We start from the raw sequence: 19,576 nt of genomic DNA on the forward strand, positions 1-19,576 counted from the left end.
TCAGTCACCAATGCCGTGCACGCCACCCGAAGCCCGCAACGGAGGCAAACCCGTCCGCGAGACCAACAGTGCAAGCACGGCAGCCACCAGAAGAAATACGCCACTTGCGATGAACGTCGCCTGGTAACCGGCGCCGTCATAGAGCAACCCGCCCACCGTCGCGCCGAGGGTGATTGCCAACTGAATCACCGCCACCATCAGACCGCCGCCGGTTTCGGCATCTCGTGGCAGCGTGCGTGACAGCCAAGTGAACCAGCCCACAGGCGCGCACGTAGCAATCAGGCCCCATACCCCCAGCAAAAAGGCGGTCGCCCACATCGAACTGCCGAAGACGAGTAAAGCCGCAGCAATCACCGCCATCAAAAACGGAATGATCATCAGCACTCGATAAAGGCTTCTGGTCAATACCGAGCCGATTACCATCGTGCCCAGCAATCCGGCCATTCCGATGATCAGCAAAAGCAGGGAGAGTCCAGGCACATCAACGCGGGTCACCGACTCCAGAAACGGACGCAGATAGGTGAACAACGCGAACTGCCCCATAAACAGAAATGCCACGGCTGCCATGCCCAGCGAGACCTTGGCGTTACCTAACAGCCGAAACACTGCAAGTGCAGATCCAGGTTCATTTTGAGCAGGCATTTTCGGCAAGGTAAATGCTTGCCAACAGAGCGCCACAGCGGCAAGCGGAACCACGCAGAAGAACGCACCCCGCCAGCCGATCAGCCCGCCCATGTAGCTGCCAATGGGTGCTGCGACCGCCGTGGCCAGAGCGGTACCGCCCTGGATCAACGCGATCGCTTTAGGCACAAAACTCTCTGGGGCAATCCGCATCATGACGGCGGTCGACATTGACCAACTGCCACCAATAGCGATCCCCAAAATGGCCCGACCGACCATCAGTGTCGAGTAGTCCGGGGCAAAGGCGACGAGTGTGCCAGAGGCAATCATCAAAGCCGTCAGGAACAGCAAAACGGGCCTTCGGTCGAGCCGGCGAATGACTGAAGAGATGAACAGACTGGTGACGACCGCGAACAGTCCGGAAATTGAAATCGCTTGTCCGGCCTGCCCCTCCGTCAGCGCGAGATCGGTCGCAAGCGGTGTGAGCAAGCTCACCGGCAGAAACTCCGAAGTCACCAGGGCGAAGGCGCACAGCGACATCGCCAGGACGGCTCCCCATACCTGTCGGTTCGCTGCTTGAATAGGTAAGGCGGTGCTGCTCATCTGACTTTCTCCAATACGTAAAGCGCCAACGCCTGCGAAGCACGCAAGGCATCGGAATCGGCATGTGGGCACGTAGGGTGATGAATGATCCGGAGCTCGGAGCTGTCGAGCCGGATTAAATGGAATGTGATTACCGCTGAGGCTGGCGCTATTCTCCGGGAATACGTCATGCTTGATAATCTAATGAAAGCTTTTTGAAGTTATAAGCACAGCTAATCAATTTATCCAGGCCGCCTTGATGCCACGACATAATCTGAACGACCTTCTGGCCTTTGTAACAGTCGCCAGGGAAGGCAGCTTTACCCGGGCGGCAGCCCACCTGGGTGTCACGCAGTCCGCGCTGAGCCAGACTGTTTCCGGGCTTGAAAAGCGGCTGAAGATTCGGCTGCTGACGCGCACCACTCGCAGCGTTTCGCCGACCAGCGCGGGTGAACGCCTGATGCACGCCATTGGTCATCGTTTCGACGAGATCGAGGCCGAGCTGGACGCTTTGACCGAGCTTCGTGACAAGCCTGCCGGCACGGTACGCATCACCTGCGGCGATTTTGTCCTGAAGACAATCCTGCTGCCGCGACTCACGCCTTTGCTCCTTGAATACCCCGATATCAAGGTTGAGTTTGATATCAACTACGGCTTCCGAGACATCGTTGCTGACCGCTTCGATGCGGGCATCAGATTTGGCGACACCGTCGATAAGGATATGATCGCCGTTCCCATCGGGCCCGACGTACGGATGGCTGCAGCGGCATCACCCGCCTATTTCGCACGCAACCCTGTGCCAAAGAAGCCGCAGGATCTGCTTGATCACAGTTGCATCGACATACGCTATCCAACCCTTGGCGGACTTGATGCATGGGAATTCGAAAAGCGCGGGCGCAAGGTCAAGGTGCGTGTCGGTGGCCAGGTCATTGTGAACACCAGCGCACACGTGCCGGCTGCGGCAGTCAACGGCTTGGGCATCGCCTATTTGCCGGAGGAAGAATTTGCCCCGCACATTGAGGATGGCCGCCTGGTACGGGTACTGGAAGACTGGTGCCCGTTGTTCTCGGGTTATCACCTGTACTACCCCAGCCGCCGTTTGCCTGCTCCGGCCTTTTCGCTTGTTCTGAAGGCGCTTCGAGGCGAGGCTTTTTTTTACGATCAGATCGATCCGCCTGCTTGAGACAGCGGACTTTCTCACACTGATTGCCTGCGCCAACTGCCCGGTGACACACCAAACTGGCGCTTGAATGCCCGACTGAACGCCGCTTCGGATTCGTAACCCACTGCAAAGCCGATTTGCGCCACATTACCGCGACCTTCGCGCAGCTGTTGAGCCGCCACGTGCATGCGCCAGAAGGTCAGGTATTGCATCGGTGGCTGGCCGACCAGGGTGGTGAATCGCTCCGCGAACACCGAGCGTGACATGCCCGCTTCAAGCGCCAGGGCTTCTGCCGTCCAGCCCTCGGTTGGACGAGCATGGAGCAGCGCCAGTGCGCGCCCGATGTGCGGATCCCGCAAGCCCGCCAGCCACCCGCGCCGCTCGGGCGGGAGGCTCGCGACATATTGGCTGACGGCTTCGACGAACAGCAATTCGGAGAGCTTGGCGATGACCGTTGTGGAGCCGACGCGCCCCGCCGCGATCTGACTGATTGCGAAACGGAATGAGCTTTCAATCCAGGCGCCCGAAGCCGTCGCGCGCACGTCAAGTTTCAATAAGGCTGGCAGCGACGACAGTAACGGGCTGAAGGGTATTTCCGAGCCGAGGAACCCGCACAATAACTGCGTGGCCTCGCCGCCCCCGCCGTACTTGATTCGTGAAATGCCGCCGACTTCCGGGCGTTGAATAACGTCGCGCCCCGGCATGGGCGCAAGGCTCAGGTCGCTGCCAAAGGAGTGAGCGTCATTGCGCGGCAGCAGAATGAGTTCGCCGGCCCGCACCTCGACGCTGGCACCACCGTCGATGCGTAATTGCATGTGCCCCGCGGTGACAAAATGCGACGCGATGACATGCCGGGGGGCCGTCAGGAACGGCTTGCAATCATCCGCGGACAGTCTGCCGTTGATGCACCAGGGCGCAGTGAATTCGGCCTCGAGGAATACCCCTCCAGACAGCCGAATCACCCGCAACACATCAGAAAACGCATCCAACACCGGCCAGCCCTCCCTTCCGGAGTCTGGAGCATGTAATCAAGCGTATGGAGCATTCTTCGCCTGACCTGCGAGGCCTAGATTAGCACCAACGCGGACTCGCTGATCGAAGCTCTCACCGGAGTTTTCACCCCCGCTCAGTGGATTCGACGTTAACCGTAATGACCCCTCCCAACTCGACCAGGGAAGCAGGAGATCGATATGAACAGCATCGCTACCGTACCCGGCTCAGACTCGGGCAACGCCGCCCGATACGCGCAAATCGTCCGATCGTCGAAGAAAACGGAATGGCAGATCGATCGCGATCTGCTGCAGGACCGGCGTTTCGATTTCTCGCGCAAATTCTTGCCCGACGGCCTGTCGCGGATCGACGGCCTGACCTTTCTCACCGCGGACGAGGCGCGCCTGTTCAGTCAGATTCAGGGCCGAACCTATGCCTATATGTTTGGCCTGGTCGAGCGGTTTATCAGTGCCAAAATGCTCGACCAAGGTCGGGCCCATGTCTTTGATGATCAACTCGCACTTGAAGCGCTGGTGCGCTTTTCCAATGACGAGATCAAGCACCAGGAGATGTTCCGGCGCATAGAGACGATGATGGGTGCGCAATTGCCTGCGGGATATCGTCAAGTGGCCGATCCAAACGACGTGGCGCGCGCGGTACTGGCGGCCAGCAGCTGGTCGGTGCTGGCGCTGACCTGTCATATCGAACTGTTTGTGCAAACGCACTACAGGCACAGCATCGCCCCGCGCGAGGAGTTGTGCCCACTGTTCAAGGATGTTTTCAGATTTCACTGGATGGATGAAAGCCGGCACGTCGTGCTGGATGAACTGGAGTGGAAAGCCGAGCACGGGAAACTCTCGCCAGCCGAGCACGACCAGGCCGTGAACGATCTGATTGCGCTGGTGGCGGCCGTCGACGCCATCCTGCAGGCACAATCGGCAGCCGATGCCGAGTACTTCATTGGCAATGGCTCACGCCCGTTCAGCGTCGATGAGACGGCGCAGATCAAAGCCTCGGTACTGAGCGCCTACCGCTGGCAATACATTGTCTCGGGCGTGCAGCATCCACACTTTGGCCGGCTGCTGACGGGCATGACCACCCCTGCGCAGATGTCGAGGATTCAGACCGCACTGCAACCCATCATGAACCAATGACCGACAGCGGCGACCGGCCCCGCGTCGGTCGCGCGACTTGTGCAATGACGTGTTGAACATGATTGATCGAGGATGGCGGCCATGACGATACCGATGTGGATGCTGCTTGGATTTGCGACCTGGACGTTGCTGCTGTTGATGGCGACCGTCGGGGTGTACCGCTGGGTCAGAATCCTGTTCTCGAGTGTGCCGATTGGCTCCTTCCGCAGCGATCAGCTCGAAGGCGAGGACTGGTACCGGCGCGGAACCCGAGCGCACGCGAACTGTGTGGAAAACCTGCCTGTCTTTGGCGCCATCGTGCTGGTGATATCAGCCCTTGGTGTCGACGTCCCGGCAGTCAGCTATTTGTCCATCATGGTCCTGGCCGCTCGCGTGTGCCAGTCGCTGGTGCACGTCTGCCATGTGCAAACCGATGGGTTCGTGGCGGTTCGGTTTGCGTTCTTTTGCGTGCAGTTGGTGGGTTTTCTCGTGCTCATTGTCATCGCCGCGGGTTACGGCGCAGGCATGCTTGGATAGCAGGATGAATCCTGGTCTGGTCCTGCAAATCGGGAGACGCCGTAGGCATTGGTCACATCGATGATGGTCTTTCCCTTCCAGGTCGGCAGCACCTTCGCGACATCCGCGTGCGACTCGAAACGGACAGCCAGAAAGACGATGTCCGCCTTGACCGCCTCCGCCAGTTTTTTGGGAAACAGTCTTGATGAGAGCTTTGGGTCAACTGCTACCGGTCCTCGACAAAGCGCACGCGCTCAACGGTCAACCAAAACCTGCGACAATGCTGCCTCTTCGGGCGTCGTAACATGCGTGGCAAACGTTCAGGTATTTGAATAACAAATTCGCGGGGAGCAGCCACATTGGAATTGAGACAACTGCGCTATTTCGTAAAAATCATCGAGCTTGGCAGCCTGGGGCGTGCGGCACTTGAACTGGACGTGGGTGTGTCAGCCCTCAGTCAGCAAATCTCCAAGCTGGAAAGCGAACTGTGCACCCGCCTCCTGAATCGAACCTCTACCGGCGTGACGCCCACGAGCGCCGGTTTTGCGTTTTTACACCATGCCCAATTGACGCTACGCCAGGCGGAAAACGCAATCATGGCCGCCCATCGCGGGCGAATGAGCGGTTATGTCAGTGTCGGCTTACCACCGACTACCGCGACGGTGCTCGCGTTGCCGTTGATCAACGCAATGCGTGCGCGTTATCCGGACATACAACTGCATTTGGTGGAAATGCTTTCCGGCCACTTGGCGGCGCAGCTCAACGCACGGCAAATTGACCTGGCCATACTGTTCCAGCTCGAAGGGGGTAAACGCTGGAGCGTGACTCCGCTGCTGGATGAAAAGCTGTTTGTCATTGCCTCGCCCAGCCTGCCTCAAGCGCCTTCTGGTGACAGCGTGCAGTTAGCCGACCTCGGCGGCCTGCCGCTGGTGATGCCCAGCGCGCAACATGGATTGCGCTCGGCATTGATGAGCGCGTTCGAGCGGGTCGGGCTGACACCCAATGTCATTATGGAAGTCGACGGTCTCGCTGTTTTGATGAACGCCGTTCGGGCCGGTCATGCGGCAACGATACAACCGGGGGCGGCCGCTGCATTGAAAGACGGGTCCGGACTTTCACTGATCAGGATTGCCGATCCCCATGTGGGCCGGCGTAATCTGCTGGCGACGCTGGCTGATGATGAACTCTCTCCGGCGGCGCTGGCAACGCGGTTGGTCATCGTCGATGTGGCGCGACAGTTGGTCGTCGACAAACAGTGGCCTGGAGCTACGTGGATAGAAGGGGTAGACGCGTAACCCGCCTTTAACCCCGGACACATAAGTCTCTCCTGACGACAAAGCCTTTAGAAAAACTAAACACCCCGCGTCAAAAGCAGCCTTTCGGCCACTCCCTCCCCGCCCTATCGTTCTCCCCACTCGCAAGGAGCACTTCGTTCCCGCTTCCTTGCCAATCGAGGAGCGATAATGATCGATGTCTTAATCATAGGGGGTGGCAACGCTGCCTTGTGCGCCGCTTTGATGGCGCGAGAAGCGGGCGCCAGCGTGATGCTGCTGGAAGCCTCTCCGAAAATCTGGCGCGGTGGCAACTCCCAACACACCCGTAACCTGCGGTGCATGCACGACGAACCGCAGGACGTGCTGATCGAAGCCTATCCGGAAGAAGAATACTGGCAAGACCTGTTGAAGGTTACCGGTGGCCTCACGGATGAAAAGCTTGCACGCATTGCCATTCGGGCATCGTCTTCTTGCCGCGATTGGATGCGTTCGCACGGCGTGCATTTTCAGCCACCGCTGTCCGGCGCGCTGCACGTGGCGCGGACCAATGCTTTTTTTATGGGCGGCGGCAAAGCGCTGGTCAATGCGTATTTCCGCAGCGCCGAGCGCCTGGGTGTAAAAGTTCGCTACAACACGCAAGTGACCGACATCGAGTTGGATGAGGGGAAATTCGTCGCCGCCCATGTGGGCGAACATGAGGTCGATGGTCAGCGTTTCGCCGCAGAACGCATTGAAGCCCGGGCCTGCGTGTTGGCGGCCGGCGGCTTCGAATCCAACCGTGAATGGCTGCGCGAAGCCTGGGGTCAGAATGAACGCGGTGAATGGCCATCGGACAATTTCCTGATCCGGGGCACCCGATTCAACACCGGCATTTTGCTACGGCGCATGCTCGACCTTGGCGCCGATGTGATCGGCGATCCGACGCAAGCACACATGGTCGCGATTGATGCCCGCGCGCCACTCTACGACGGCGGCATCTGCACCCGAATCGACTGCGTATCGCTGGGTGTGGTGGTCAATCGTGACGGCGAACGCTTCTACGACGAAGGTGAGGATTTCTGGCCAAAACGTTATGCGATCTGGGGGCGTCTGGTGGCCGGACAACCCGGTCAGCAGGCGTATTCGATCATCGATCAACAAGCCATCGGCCGCTTCATGCCGCCGGTCTTTCCCGGCACCACCGCCAATACTCTGCAAGACCTTGCCCGCCAGTTGAAGCTGCCTCAAGAAAAATTCGTCAAGACCGTCGAGGACTACAACAGCGCCTGCCGCGTTGGCACGTTCGATCACACGGCGTTGGACGACTGCCACACCCAAGGACTGTCGCCCGCCAAAACCCATTGGGCGCGACCATTGGTGAAACCACCTTTCTACGCCTACCCGCTAAAACCGGGTGTCACGTTCACCTACCTCGGCCTCGCCACCGACGAAACCGCTGCCGTGCATTTCAACGGCAAAGCGAGCCCCAACCTGTTCGTCGCGGGAGAAATGATGGCCGGCAATGTTCTGGGCAAGGGCTACACCGCCGGCATCGGCATGGCCATCGGTACCGCGTTTGGCCGCATTGCCGGTGTGCAGGCGGCCGCTTCGGTGGGCTTTGGCGTTTCATCTGCAAACACGGAGTCTCGATATGCAACTGTTTGATCCCCAAGCGTCGGGCGGGTTGATCCCGGTGTTGAATCTTGACGAAAGTGAAGTCCAGCGGCAGATGACCATCTGCAATGCCTGCCGTTATTGCGAAGGCTTCTGCGCGGTATTTCCGGCGATGACCCGGCGCTTGGAATTCACTCAGGCCGACATCCATTACCTGGCGAACTTGTGCCATAACTGCGGCGCGTGCCTGCACGCCTGTCAGTACGCCGCCCCACACGAATTCGACGTCAACATCCCCAAAGCCATGGCCAAAGTGCGCCTGGATACTTACGCCGAATACGCCTGGCCGCAAGTGATGGGCAGGTTGTATCAGCGCAACGGCCTGACCCTGGCGCTGGCTTCCGGTGGGGGACTGGCTTTGTTTTTATGCCTGACCCTGATGCTCATGGGCAACCTGTTCACGGCCATTCCCGGGGGCGACTTCTACAAGATTTTCCCGCATAACACCCTGGCGCTGATGTTCGGCTCAGTGTTCGGCTTTGCGGTACTTGCCCTGACCATGGGGGTACGGCGCTTCTGGCGCAACGTGTCACCGGTCGCAGCGCCACTGCCGTTGAAAACGTCCGCTGCATTGGAGGCTACGGCCAACGTCGCGAAGCTCAAATACCTGGACGGCGGCCATGGCGAAGGCTGCAACAACGCCGACGATCAATTCACCTTGTGGCGACGCCGATTCCACCACCTCACCTTCTACGGCTTCATGTTGTGCTTCGCCGCCACCGGTGTCGCCACGCTCTTTCACTATCTGCTGAAGTGGTCGGCGCCTTATCCGATCTTCAGCTTGCCGGTGATGTTGGGTATTGCCGGTGGCATTGGCCTGCTGATCGGCCCGGCGGGTCTCCTTTGGCTGAACCTGCGTCGCAACCCTGCGCACGGCGATGAGAACCAAAAACCCATGGATCGCGGCTTCATCGCGCTGCTGTTTCTGGTCAGCGCAAGCGGCCTGGCGCTACTGGCTTTGCGTGAAACCAGCGCCTTGGGCTTGATGTTGGCTATCCATCTCGGCCTGGTCATGGCGTTTTTCCTGACCATGCCCTACAGCAAATTCGCCCATGGAATATTCCGCAGCGCAGCGCTGCTCAAACACGCCATCGAGAAGCGTCAACCCAACCCGATCAACGCCGGCAGCGACTGACGGTTAAAACACTCATTCCAAAAACAATAGTGAGCATAACGGTAGCCATGATGAAAACGACAACGGCAACAACCCAAGCAAAGGGGTCCAAATTAGGCGCCATTTTGCGGGTCACCAGCGGTAACTTTCTCGAGCAGTTCGACTTCTTTCTGTTCGGGTTCTACGCGACCTACATCTCTCGGACTTTCTTTCCCGCCACCAGCGAGTTTGCCTCGCTGATGATGACCTTCGCGGTATTCGGCTCCGGATTCCTGATGCGTCCGTTAGGCGCCATTGTGCTGGGGGCGTACATCGACAAGGTGGGCCGTCGCAAGGGACTGATCGTAACGCTGTCGATCATGGCCGCCGGTACCGTATTGATCGCCCTGGTGCCGGGCTATGCCGCCATCGGCGTGGCGGCACCGATTCTGGTGTTGTTGGGCAGGCTGCTACAGGGCTTCTCCGCCGGCGCGGAAATGGGCGGTGTTTCCGTGTACCTGGCGGAAATTTCCACCCCTGGTCACACCGGTTTCTACACCAGTTGGCAATCGGCCAGCCAACAGGTGGCGATCGTCGTCGCGGCCGCGTTGGGCTACACGATCAATGCCACGATGCAAGCCGCTGAAATCGCCGATTGGGGCTGGCGTATTCCGTTCTTCATTGGCTGCGTGATCATCCCGTTCATTTTCATTATTCGCCGCTCACTGGAAGAAACCGCTGCCTTCACTGCCCGCAGCCATCGTCCAACAACTCGCGAAGTTTTTCGCTCGATGCGTGACAACTGGCGCACCGTACTGGCGGGCGGCTTACTGGCGTCCATGACCACCACCACGTTCTACCTGATTACGGTCTACACACCGACATTTGGCAGGACAGTACTGAACCTGAGCACCACCGACAGCCTGGTGGTCACATTGCTGGTCGGCATCAGCAACTTTATCTGGCTGCCTATCGGCGGCGCCCTCTCCGACCGCATTGGCCGTCGGCCATTGTTGCTGGCGATATCGTTGCTGTGCATCTTCACCGCCTATCCCGCCATGCACTGGCTGGCAGAGGCGGCGAGTTTCGAACGACTGCTCACTGTTCTGCTGTACTTCTCATTCTTCTTTGGCATTTACAACGGCGCCATGGTCGCGGCACTGACCGAAGTCATGCCACAGAACGTGCGGGTAGTCGGGTTTTCACTGGCCTTCAGTTTGGCCACCGCGGTGTTTGGCGGTTTTACCCCGGCAATCTCGACGCTGCTTGTCCAGGCCACGGGCGACAAGGCATCACCTGCCTACTGGCTGATGTTCGCGGCGGTGTGCGGGTTCACGGCGACGACGATTCTGTATCGTCGGCAAAAACCTTTGGCAGTCAGAACCGTTTAGTTCCTCGATCGCCGACGCTGACCACGCGTTGATCCACGGCGGGAACCGAATTAGAGTGGCATGAGGTCGATTACAGCCTTTCGTCAGGGCAGTAATCGGCCTAAAGACCCCATTAATGGGCATAGACAGATTTTTCGAATAATTTCTCAATAGGTGGCCCTTGGGGGGTCAATTTAGCGTCAGGCCCAAAGAGGAGTCCGCCATGACCGTAGTCGATCGCCTCAGGTATTTGCGCGTCGTTCTGGTTTTGGCTGGCCTCGCGTGCCTTGCTCTCTATCCACTTATGTTGTTCTGGCCGTCCGGCTGGGCCTGGCACGTCGGTCACTCGGACTACCCGATGATGATCGTTGGCATCTACGCCACACTTGGCGTGTTCTTGATCCTGGCCGCACGTGATCCATTAGCCAATCTGAGCCTGATCTGGTTCACCGTGTGGTCTAGCGCCGTACACGGAGGAATCATGGCCGTCCAGACGGTCACCCAGCCGGGGCAAATGGGGCACCTGGCAGGTGACGTGCCGGCGCTCTTCATCGTGGCGGTTGCCTTGGCCATCTTGACGCCCCGCTCGCAATTGGCCGCTCGGCCCCGGACACACAATAGGGCCTGAGAGCAGGTTTGACTGGCAGGATCGGGAGGAAAATCGCGTTTCTACGCAATTTTTTGCGTCTGCAGATCAACCAATGCCGACTAATTTTACCTAGCAACGCAGTCTTCAAGACTGTGCCCGCGTTTTTTCACAGCCTGGGGCGTTTCCGCCTGTCACGCCTGACCGGTTTGGGTCCGATAGCTGTCCATACTATTCAACATGACCAGCGCAACCTTCCGCTTCTACCAGGAGCTCAACAGTTTCCTGCCGGCCGAACGGCGGTGGCAGTCCTTTACCTGCGAGTGCGCGCGCTTCGTCGCCGATGCGCACCTGATTACGGGGGACTTCCTTCAAGTGGAGGAAACTCGCTACTGGAGAAACTCGTCATGCTGATAGAATCGTACCTGCTACTCATAACACCCCTCCGAGAATTGGCATGAACCCAGAATTAACTGAAGAAGAAATGCGCCGGGCCCTGTTCGGTGCCGACGAGCCGGCTGCGCAGGAAGATGCGCCTGTCGTGCAAAAGCCTGTTGCGGATGCCGTGATCACGCCGCCGGCGAAGGTTGCAGAGAAAAAGAAGGTCGCGAAAGCCTTTACACCCAGGCTGAGAGTCACGCTTCGGGTGGGTAATGAATTTGAAGGCAAGATGCACGAGATAGTCCATGAGGCCGATACGTTGAGTACCCTCCTGGCTGAGCAGGAAGCGACCAAGGCGGCCAGGAAAAAATTCCGCTTTGTGGAAGTGGTGTCGATCCAGTCGATGTAGGTGGATGTTCAATCAGCTGCACTCGACCCAATCAGCCTGTATGCGTTGCAGTGGGAAGACATGGCTCTACGTCGACACCCTACAAGCTCACCGGCAGCCTTGAAAGGCTCACACTCTTTCAGGCGCTTCCAATCCGTGCCGCAGTCGAAAACCAGCCAGCAGGACGAAAACCTGGTCCGCTATTTCGCCGATTGATTCCAAATCCGGACCCATAGCGGACGGTCATTCCGGCAATTTATTTCCACCAATACTCGACCTGAACCCCTACGTTGGAACCGTGCAGGTCGGTGCCAAACGCACCGGTATCAGACAGGGCCGATCCCGGAGATTGCAGGCCGGCGGCGCGTTGCGCAGCCTTGTTCCAGGTGGCGTAGGTGTAATACAGACGAATTTCCGGCCGGTCCCAGAATCCCGGTCCCTTTGGTGACCAAGTCGGCGCGATGGTGTACTTGGTGAGTTTTCGGGTACCGTCCGCGGCTTCAACCTGGTCGCGCCCAACTTCGGTGATCAACTTGAACTGATCCGAAAACGCATAAATTGGCCGAACACCCATGGATAACCAGTTCTGATCATCACCCTCAGGGCGCGTGTCTTTTTGATAGACCAGCTCAACCTGACCACTGAAGGCAGGGGTCATTTGCCAATCGAAGAACTCCACGATCCGCCAGCTCTTGTTGCTCTCATCCAATGTGGAATCACCGGTGTAGCTCAATGCGGTGCCCGGCCCCCGGCCGTATTGAATCGCGAACTTATTGACTCCGCCAAGAAACGCGACCTGCTTGTGCTGGGCGACCACCGACCAGCCCTGATGAGCATCCTCGCGGCTCGGCTTGTCCAGATAACTGGCGCCCAGCTGAACCTCGCCACCGGGATTGGTGTTGAATCCGCTGACGGTTACATCATGCCGGGTAACAAAATCCTTTTGGAAGACATTGTCCTTGCGTGACAACACGTAGCTGTATTTCAGATCTCCCAATGCGACCTGATCGAAGCCAAAGCCCGTTGAACTTTGGTTCCAGTAGAAGTAGTCGGAAATATTGATGTCGTTTCGGTTGTAGTAACGACGGCCCGCCCAGAAAGAACCGCCATTCAATGCCGGCATCTTGCTCCACTCTGCGTAGAGCTGACTCATTCGCGTATAGCCGTGTTCTCCGTCAAATTTCGGCTCATGGCCATACTCGTTGTAAAACTGCGCCATGCCCTCCACGCTAACCACCGAGCCGTCGTCCAGTGAAAGCAGATCCTGGCGCAAATCCAGCTCCAGATATTGCTCACATTCGTTGCCAAGACGATATTTGGATTGTGCGCCGGGCAGCTGAAAACACGACTGTTTCCCTCCTTGAGTCGAATCCCCTACCCCGGTTCGGAAATAACCACTGAAATCGGCTGAATACGCATCGACAGGTAAAACACCGACAGCAAAGGACGCACCCAGAACTGCACTGAGAGTCTTGACGTTCATTTATGACACCTTTCGTTTTTATAGTTGTTGGATAAGGCTGATAATACGAGTTAGTACTTTTTATACGCGTGCGCAGCTAACGCTGCACACAGACGCCCGGACGGAATTCCAAGTTAAACCAAACAGAAAACACACCACCTTATGTTGACTAAAACATTAGAAAACCAGGCGGTGCGAGTGCGAAGTAATAACGGCACAACTTAAGTAGTTTCTAACCCCGATGACGTCCCCTGAAGAAATCTATCAACCCCTGTGTCGAGGAATCATCTGCCGGTTCCGCGTCATAGCGAGTCAGCAGGTTGTAAACGCTGTTGCCCAGTTCCTTGCCCAGCTCCACGCCCCATTGATCAAACGAATTGACTCCCCAGATGACACCCTGGACAAAGACCTTATGTTCATAAAGCGCAATCAGCGCCCCCAGGCTATGTGGATTGATGACTTCAAGCGCGACTGTATTACTGGGCCGGTTACCGGGGATTACCTTATGCGGCGCCAGCCGTTCAATCTCACTGGATGACAGGCCTTTGGCTTTCAGTTCTGCCTCGGCTTCACCACGGGTTTTACCGCGCATCAGCGCCTGGCTTTGAGACAAGCAATTGGCGTACAGCCATTCCTGATGGTCAGCCACTGGATTATGGCTGACCACCGGTACAATGAAATCAGCCGGAATCAGAGGCGTGCCTTGATGCAGCAACTGATGGTAAGCGTGCTGTCCGTTACATCCCACGCCGCCCCAGATGACCGGGCCAGTGGTGTAGGAAACCGGCGTGCCGTCAAGACGGACACTTTTACCATTGGATTCCATGTCCATCTGCTGCAAATGCTTTACGAAGTTGCGAAGGTTGTGGTCATAGGGCAAGAACGCATAACTTTGCGCCCCCCAAAAGTTGTGATACCAAACCCCGAGTACCGCTAAAAGAACGGGAAGGTTCTGTTCCAGCGGTTCATTCAGAAAATGCTGATCCATCGCGTAGGCGCCGGACAGCAGTTCCTTGAAGTTAGCGATGCCAATGGCCAGCGCAATTGGCAGTCCGATTGCCGACCAGAGTGAATAACGACCCCCGACCCAGTCCCACATGGGGAAAATGTTGGCTTCACGGATGCCGAAATCCAGCGCGGCCTGGCGATTACTGGTCACGGCAATGAAATGGCGATACAGCTTCTCTTCCGTCCCGCCCTTGGCCAGGTACCAGCTTCGACACGCGTGCGCGTTCTTCAAGGTTTCCAGAGTCCCGAAGGTTTTGCTGGAGATGATGAACAGCGTTGTTTCCACGTTCAGATCGGCTGTCACCTCTCGAAACTCATTGCCGTCGATGTTAGCCAGGTAATGGCACCGCACCCCATGCCGAGCGAAAGGCGCCAGGGCTTCAGAGACCAGCTCCGGGCCCAGAAATGAGCCGCCGATACCAATGTTCACGACATCAGTGATGACCTTGTCGTTGTAACCACGCCAAAGGTGGCTATGGATACGACTCACCACGTCGGTCATCTGCGCCAGGGCACTATGCACATCGCGCATCAGGTTGCGGCCATCGACCATCAACGGCTCCCCCACTGGACGCCGCAGCGCGGTATGCAGCACAGGACGCCCCTCGGAACAGTTGATTTTTTCTCCACTGAACATGGCGTGCGCGGCCTGTTCCACGCCTGCCTCACGCGCGAGGTTGACAAGCAGTGAGCGCGTCTGGTGAGTGATCAGGTTTTTGGAGTAATCCAGAAACAGCCCGCAGCCTGCCAGGGAAAAATCCTGAAAGCGTTGACTGTCATCCCGGAAAGCATCGCGCATACTGAAATTGTTCATGCTCTCCCGATGGTCGAGCAGGTTGCGCCATGCCGGCAATGCAGTCACATCACTCGCTTTGTTGTAGTTATTCATGCTCAGTCTCTCTTTTCCAATCCGGCTTGCGCCGTCTGAACCAACGATTCCAATCGGGTTGTTTTATACTTCGCGAACGCACAAGTGCCCGGCAGCCGTATGCGCTACAGTGTCTGATTACTCTGTATTATCGGACTTCGTTCCAAGAGATCGGAATTCACCAACGCGATCTAAATAGACCCAATCTCAATAACCGAACCATCAAAACCTGAAAAAAAACCGAACACCGGTCACTCAATAAAAAAGGTGAACTTATGCAAATGTGCACGACAAATGGAAAACGAGGTACTGGCCGCTTACTTTAAAAGTTCATTCAGGCGGTCAGACGTGGAAATAATCGGAATAATTCACGCCCGCAACCGCCAGTTCATCAGGATCAATCCCTGAGCACAATTATTTGGGAAAGCCGCAAGAGTCCCGCTGAATTAAAGAGGGTTTCAATCGAAGCGTCTGACGGCGCCCCTCAGGTTGCTTGATACGCTTCAAGAGAAGCTTCACCGCCTGGGTTCCCAATTCCTCGAGAGGTTGCGCCATAACGGTCAATCGGGGGCTAAAAGCATCCGCCCAGTCGAAGTCGTCAAAGCCGACCAGCGCGATGTCCTTTGGCACTTCAAGACCTGCTGCACGAAGAGCGTGCATCGCACCGATGGTCATCAGATTGTTGGCAGTCATGATGGCGGTCGGCGGGTGCTCCAGCGCCAGCAAACGGCGAGTGGCTTCCATGGCCGGCGCAATCGCCGATTCACCACAGCAAACCAATTGCTCGTCGTAGGCAATTCCAGCCTCAGCCAAGGCCGAACGGTAGCCGTCAATTCGCTCAAGAGAAGAAGACTGGGTCAATCGTCCGGAGACCATCCCGATACGCCGATGTCCAAGTTTAATCAAATGTGCAATCAACTCTTGAGAGGATTGCTTGTTCTCTACCCCCACCTGATCGAAAGACGTCGACAGCAGCCGATCGATGAGAACCGTGGGTATGTTGTTGGCCTTCAAGTAATTGAAAACTCTATTTTCCGGATCATACTCCGAGGCCAGTACAATGCCGTCGACCCGTCTTTCATGCAGTGCCTTGACCGCTTTGAGCTCTTGCTCCGGATCTTTTTGCGTATTGACCAGTATCATCATCAAACCGCTTTTCGCACAGGCCGCTTCGATGGCACGTACTGTTTCACTGAAGTAATAGTTTGACAGCGTAGCGATCGCGACCCCTATGGCCCCTGAAGAGGAACGGGCCAGGGACCGTGCGAGCGAGTTTCGAATATAGCCTACGGCCTCTACAGCCTGATTCACGTTACGAACGGTGTCCGGATGTACTTTGCGAGTACCGTTGAGCACATGGGATACCGTAGACATTGATACGTTTGCGGCCCGCGCGACATCACTCATCTTTGCGCCCACTGTGTACCACTCCTTTCTCACGTGAATTCATGGATAGCGCCGGGCTCATGCCCGGCACCAAGCCATTGTAAAGCTCACGGCGAGAAAATGTGTCGCAAGCTCCGGGAATCGATGCCGGGACAGGCGTGCGATGTCGGGGCGAACCCAGCGAGGTGCGCTGTACACCGACAGCGGGCAAGGCGAGATGATGGACTGCGCTATGCAGCATGGCCGGGCACTCCTTTTTATTATTTTTGGCGATCCCCTGGCGAACCGTTAACGGGAGCAGGGACGCTGTCGAAAAAAGCATAGCCGAGACGAAAGCGCTTGCGCAAGCGCTTTCCTAACTTTCCAAATTCCCTCCATCGACAAAGGAAAGCGCTTGCGCAAGCGCTTTCCTTTGAACTATGTTTGTCGAACAAGAACAACCGATGAGCGGTTTCACCACTTCTCAAATCGGTAGATAAGGAGTCAACCGCTATGCTGAATACCGGATCTGAAAGCCCTCCCCCTGCTCTATTGGAAATGCGCGCCATCTCCAAGTCATTCAATGGCGTACGCGTCCTGCATGACATCGACCTCAGTATCTTCCCCGGACAAATCCACGCGCTAATGGGCGAAAACGGCGCCGGAAAATCCACGCTGATGAAAATACTGTCGGGGGCCTATATCGCCGACAGTGGCACTATCCGAATCGATGGATGTGATATTCGACATTACGGCCTCAATGATGCGAAGCGTCATGGCATCTCGGTTATCTATCAAGAGCTCAGCTTGTGCGCGAACATGAGCGTGGTCGAAAACATCTACCTGGGTAGAGAAATTCGTCGATGCGGCGTTATAAACCACAAGGCTATGACCGAAGGCGCGCAAGTTGTACTAAAGCGACTTGGCGTCACATTCGATCCACACGCGCTAGTCGCTACATTGTCGATTGCGGACCAGCAACTGGTTGAAATCGCCCGTGCAATTCATGCCGATACGCGAATCCTGGTGATGGACGAGCCTACAACGCCGCTGTCTTCAAAAGAGACTGAAAGTCTGTTTACCCTGATTCGCCAGTTACGTGATGAAGGTGTCGCAATCATTTATATCAGCCATCGAATGGCTGAAATATACGCGCTGTCCGATTTTGTTTCGGTGCTCCGGGACGGTCATTACGTGGGTTCGCTGGACCGTGGCACGCTATCGGCCGAAACCCTGGTCCGAATGATGGTGGGGCGCGATGTCTCCGGTTTCTATGCCCATGAGCGTGCTTCGTGTACTTATGAGCAACCGATACTGCGCGTTCGCAACCTGACAGACGGATACAAGATCAAGGATTGCAGTTTCGAACTTTACGCGGGCGAAATTCTCGGGATTGCAGGACTGGTGGGTTCAGGGAGAACGGAACTTGCCCGATTGATCGCAGGTATCGATGCGTACGCCGGGGGACACCTTGAACTGGATGGCGAAGTTGTAGCCATACGCTCCCCTCGCGATGCAGGCAATGCAGGTATCGCCTATCTGACAGAAGACCGTAAAGCCTTGGGCCTCTTTCTCGATATGAGTGTCCACGACAATATCAATGTCTGTGTGTTGGGAAGTGATGCTTCATTGACGGGTGTTGTGGACCGATCGGCTGGAACCGCACGCGTTAAACAGGCCATTCAGGCACTCAATATCAAAGCCTCCCCGGACATCAATGTCGGCGCGCTGTCTGGAGGCAACCAACAAAAGGTTTTGCTGGCTCGTCTACTTGAAATGAAGCCCAGGGTGCTGTTCCTCGACGAGCCTACTTCGGGAGTCGATATTGGAGCCAAAACAGAAATATATAAAATAATCAATGCATTGGCCGCCTCCGGCGTTTGTGTAGTGATGATTTCAAGTGAACTGCCAGAGATTGTCGGAATTGCTGACCGTGTGTTGGTCATGTGTGAAGGAAAACTTGTCGCCGAACTCGGTGGCCGCAGCGGTCTTGATATCACACCTGAAACCATTATCGCGTTTGCCACAGGCAGCGACAGCTTGACTCTAGCCAACGGAGACTTAGTCCAATGACTTCCCCATTGCAACGCAAAGTAGCAAGTGACTTCATCACCCCCAATGCACGGAACATCGCCGGACCTGGCGCACAGGAAAAAATGCGTCAACTGATGAGGGTGGCGGGCATGCTCCCCGTATTGCTGCTCCTGTGTGTAGGCTTCAGCCTGATGAGCGACAGCTTTTTCTCGGCGCAAAATTTTTCGATCATCAGCCAACAAGCCTCTATCAACGTGGTATTGGCATCCGGTCTGACTTTCGTGATTTTGACCGGGGGTATCGACCTCTCGGTGGGTTCGATCCTGGCTGTTTCCGCAGTAGTGGCGCTACTGGTATCGCAGGTCCCGGGGTTGGGCTCCTTGGCCATCCCTGCGGGGCTTGGAATCGGACTGTTGCTAGGGCTCGTCAATGGCGTGTTGGTCGCTTTCGGCAAGCTGCCTGCTTTTATAGTCACGCTGGGCGGATTGACGGCGATGCGTGGGATCGCACGCCTCATTGGCGAAGACAAAACAGTGTTCAACCCCGATCTGTCGTTTGCCTACATTGGTAACGATACGTTGTTCGGGGTGCCATGGCTGGTCGTGATCGCATTGGTCGTCGTGACGCTGTCGTGGCTCATTCTTCGTCGGACCGTTTTAGGCGTACAGATTTACGCAGTGGGCGGCAATCCTGAGGCCGCACGGTTATCGGGGATCAAGGTCTGGAAAGTCCTGCTCTTCGTCTATGCCATATCCGGTTTGCTGGCCGGTGTGGGGGCCATCATGACTTCCGCTCGATTGATGGCTGCCAACGGACTGCAAATGGGCCAGTCCTATGAACTCGACGCTATTGCCGCCGTTATCCTGGGAGGCACACGTTTCACCGGAGGCGTCGGCACCATCGTCGGCACGCTGATTGGCGCCCTGATCATCGCGACACTTTCCAACGGCCTGATATTGCTTGGGGTTTCGGATATCTGGCAATACATCATCAAGGGTGTCGTCATTATCGGGGCGGTCGCACTCGATCGCTTTCGGCAGACCGGCGCACGCACTTGAACCCTGTAAAACCCCTCTAATATTCCAACAAT

Annotated in this window: 16 protein-coding genes and 2 pseudogenes; 12 read left to right on the plus strand and 6 right to left on the minus strand. The window is 56.7% G+C overall.

Annotated features, from left to right (window positions below; translation table 11 throughout):
* Nucleotides 1-1,224 carry an MFS transporter gene (locus ELQ88_RS22525; RefSeq protein ID WP_138967852.1) on the minus strand — a complete coding sequence of 408 codons (1,224 nt, stop codon included), beginning with the start codon at nt 1,222-1,224 and terminating at the stop codon, nt 1-3.
* A 238-nt stretch (nt 1,225-1,462) separates the two neighbouring features.
* Here ELQ88_RS22525 and ELQ88_RS22530 point away from each other — a divergent pair, with 238 nt between their 5' ends.
* Nucleotides 1,463-2,386 (plus strand): LysR family transcriptional regulator, encoded by a 924-nt coding sequence (locus ELQ88_RS22530; RefSeq protein WP_138967854.1) that lies wholly within the window; start codon nt 1,463-1,465, stop codon nt 2,384-2,386.
* A 14-nt stretch (nt 2,387-2,400) separates the two neighbouring features.
* Here the strand turns inward: ELQ88_RS22530 and ELQ88_RS22535 are convergent, their stop codons facing one another.
* A complete protein-coding gene (locus ELQ88_RS22535) occupies nt 2,401-3,357 on the minus strand; it encodes an AraC family transcriptional regulator (RefSeq protein ID WP_138967856.1) in 957 nt (318 codons plus the stop codon).
* Between the two features lie 198 nt (nt 3,358-3,555).
* Here ELQ88_RS22535 and ELQ88_RS22540 point away from each other — a divergent pair, with 198 nt between their 5' ends.
* On the plus strand, nt 3,556-4,509 hold the full coding sequence (locus ELQ88_RS22540) for a diiron oxygenase (protein WP_138967858.1): 954 nt from the start codon (nt 3,556-3,558) through the stop codon (nt 4,507-4,509).
* An 81-nt stretch (nt 4,510-4,590) separates the two neighbouring features.
* Complete coding sequence (locus tag ELQ88_RS22545) at nt 4,591-5,025, plus strand: MAPEG family protein (protein ID WP_138967860.1); 435 nt, start codon at nt 4,591-4,593, stop codon at nt 5,023-5,025.
* On the opposite strand, the pseudogene ELQ88_RS34780 reads toward ELQ88_RS22545, so the two are convergent.
* Nucleotides 5,001-5,207: pseudogene (locus ELQ88_RS34780) on the minus strand (NAD(P)-binding domain-containing protein); the annotation flags it as partial. The gene ELQ88_RS22545 and the pseudogene ELQ88_RS34780 sit on opposite strands and share 25 nt — an antisense overlap.
* A gap of 156 nt (nt 5,208-5,363) precedes the next feature.
* Here ELQ88_RS34780 and ELQ88_RS22555 point away from each other — a divergent pair.
* From ELQ88_RS22555 to ELQ88_RS22585, 7 genes and pseudogenes are all read left to right on the plus strand, one after another.
* Entirely contained in the window at nt 5,364-6,299 is a 936-nt protein-coding gene (locus tag ELQ88_RS22555) for a LysR substrate-binding domain-containing protein (protein WP_121102046.1), read from the plus strand.
* 168 nt (nt 6,300-6,467) lie between these two features.
* A complete protein-coding gene (tcuA, locus tag ELQ88_RS22560; RefSeq protein WP_138967862.1) occupies nt 6,468-7,922 on the plus strand; it encodes an FAD-dependent tricarballylate dehydrogenase TcuA in 1,455 nt (484 codons plus the stop codon).
* The gene (gene tcuB, locus ELQ88_RS22565; protein WP_138967864.1) at nt 7,909-9,066 is read left to right on the plus strand and encodes a tricarballylate utilization 4Fe-4S protein TcuB; all 1,158 of its coding nucleotides are present in this window, start codon (nt 7,909-7,911) and stop codon (nt 9,064-9,066) included. Before tcuA ends, tcuB begins: the two co-directional genes overlap by 14 nt.
* A 47-nt stretch (nt 9,067-9,113) precedes the next feature.
* Nucleotides 9,114-10,415: an MFS transporter gene (locus ELQ88_RS22570; RefSeq protein WP_138967866.1), complete on the plus strand. Its 1,302-nt coding sequence runs from the start codon at nt 9,114-9,116 to the stop codon at nt 10,413-10,415.
* Between the two features lie 202 nt (nt 10,416-10,617).
* A complete protein-coding gene (locus ELQ88_RS22575; RefSeq protein WP_138967868.1) occupies nt 10,618-11,022 on the plus strand; it encodes a DUF6632 domain-containing protein in 405 nt (134 codons plus the stop codon).
* A 198-nt stretch (nt 11,023-11,220) separates the two neighbouring features.
* Nucleotides 11,221-11,313: pseudogene (locus ELQ88_RS22580) on the plus strand (twitching motility protein PilT); the annotation flags it as partial.
* A gap of 124 nt (nt 11,314-11,437) precedes the next feature.
* Nucleotides 11,438-11,770 (plus strand): hypothetical protein, encoded by a 333-nt coding sequence (locus tag ELQ88_RS22585; RefSeq protein ID WP_138967870.1) that lies wholly within the window; start codon nt 11,438-11,440, stop codon nt 11,768-11,770.
* A gap of 235 nt (nt 11,771-12,005) precedes the next feature.
* Here the strand turns inward: ELQ88_RS22585 and ELQ88_RS22590 are convergent, their stop codons facing one another.
* The 3 genes from ELQ88_RS22590 to ELQ88_RS22600 all read right to left on the minus strand — a co-directional run bounded on the left by ELQ88_RS22590 (nt 12,006) and on the right by ELQ88_RS22600 (nt 16,506).
* Entirely contained in the window at nt 12,006-13,232 is a 1,227-nt protein-coding gene (locus tag ELQ88_RS22590; RefSeq protein ID WP_138967872.1) for a carbohydrate porin, read from the minus strand.
* A gap of 211 nt (nt 13,233-13,443) precedes the next feature.
* Nucleotides 13,444-15,108 (minus strand): glucose-6-phosphate isomerase, encoded by a 1,665-nt coding sequence (gene pgi, locus ELQ88_RS22595; RefSeq protein WP_138967874.1) that lies wholly within the window; start codon nt 15,106-15,108, stop codon nt 13,444-13,446.
* Between the two features lie 393 nt (nt 15,109-15,501).
* Nucleotides 15,502-16,506 carry a LacI family DNA-binding transcriptional regulator gene (locus ELQ88_RS22600; protein WP_138967876.1) on the minus strand — a complete coding sequence of 335 codons (1,005 nt, stop codon included), beginning with the start codon at nt 16,504-16,506 and terminating at the stop codon, nt 15,502-15,504.
* 459 nt (nt 16,507-16,965) lie between these two features.
* On the opposite strand from ELQ88_RS22600, the gene ELQ88_RS22605 reads away from it, so the two are divergent.
* Both ELQ88_RS22605 and ELQ88_RS22610 read left to right on the plus strand, forming a co-directional pair.
* Nucleotides 16,966-18,525, plus strand: a complete 1,560-nt coding sequence (locus tag ELQ88_RS22605) for a sugar ABC transporter ATP-binding protein (protein WP_138967878.1) — start codon at nt 16,966-16,968, stop codon at nt 18,523-18,525.
* Complete coding sequence (locus ELQ88_RS22610) at nt 18,522-19,544, plus strand: ribose ABC transporter permease (protein WP_138967880.1); 1,023 nt, start codon at nt 18,522-18,524, stop codon at nt 19,542-19,544. The genes ELQ88_RS22605 and ELQ88_RS22610 overlap by 4 nt, the downstream gene beginning before the upstream one ends.
* The last annotated feature ends 32 nt before the right edge of the window (nt 19,545-19,576 follow it).

The organism is Pseudomonas sp. MPC6, from assembly GCF_006094435.1.
In the GTDB taxonomy this organism is placed as follows: Bacteria; Pseudomonadota; Gammaproteobacteria; order Pseudomonadales; family Pseudomonadaceae; genus Aquipseudomonas.

Coding starts and splice junctions, on each gene's coding strand:
- ELQ88_RS22525 (WP_138967852.1), bottom strand. CDS start 1,224: ATGAGCAGCACCGCCTTACCTATTCAAGCAGCGAACCGACAGGTATGG.
- ELQ88_RS22530 (WP_138967854.1), top strand. CDS start 1,463: ATGCCACGACATAATCTGAACGACCTTCTGGCCTTTGTAACAGTCGCC.
- ELQ88_RS22540 (WP_138967858.1), top strand. CDS start 3,556: ATGAACAGCATCGCTACCGTACCCGGCTCAGACTCGGGCAACGCCGCC.
- ELQ88_RS22545 (WP_138967860.1), top strand. CDS start 4,591: ATGACGATACCGATGTGGATGCTGCTTGGATTTGCGACCTGGACGTTG.
- tcuA (WP_138967862.1), top strand. CDS start 6,468: ATGATCGATGTCTTAATCATAGGGGGTGGCAACGCTGCCTTGTGCGCC.
- tcuB (WP_138967864.1), top strand. CDS start 7,909: ATGCAACTGTTTGATCCCCAAGCGTCGGGCGGGTTGATCCCGGTGTTG.
- ELQ88_RS22570 (WP_138967866.1), top strand. CDS start 9,114: ATGATGAAAACGACAACGGCAACAACCCAAGCAAAGGGGTCCAAATTA.
- ELQ88_RS22575 (WP_138967868.1), top strand. CDS start 10,618: ATGACCGTAGTCGATCGCCTCAGGTATTTGCGCGTCGTTCTGGTTTTG.
- ELQ88_RS22585 (WP_138967870.1), top strand. CDS start 11,438: ATGAACCCAGAATTAACTGAAGAAGAAATGCGCCGGGCCCTGTTCGGT.
- ELQ88_RS22590 (WP_138967872.1), bottom strand. CDS start 13,232: ATGAACGTCAAGACTCTCAGTGCAGTTCTGGGTGCGTCCTTTGCTGTC.
- pgi (WP_138967874.1), bottom strand. CDS start 15,108: ATGAATAACTACAACAAAGCGAGTGATGTGACTGCATTGCCGGCATGG.
- ELQ88_RS22605 (WP_138967878.1), top strand. CDS start 16,966: ATGCTGAATACCGGATCTGAAAGCCCTCCCCCTGCTCTATTGGAAATG.
- ELQ88_RS22610 (WP_138967880.1), top strand. CDS start 18,522: ATGACTTCCCCATTGCAACGCAAAGTAGCAAGTGACTTCATCACCCCC.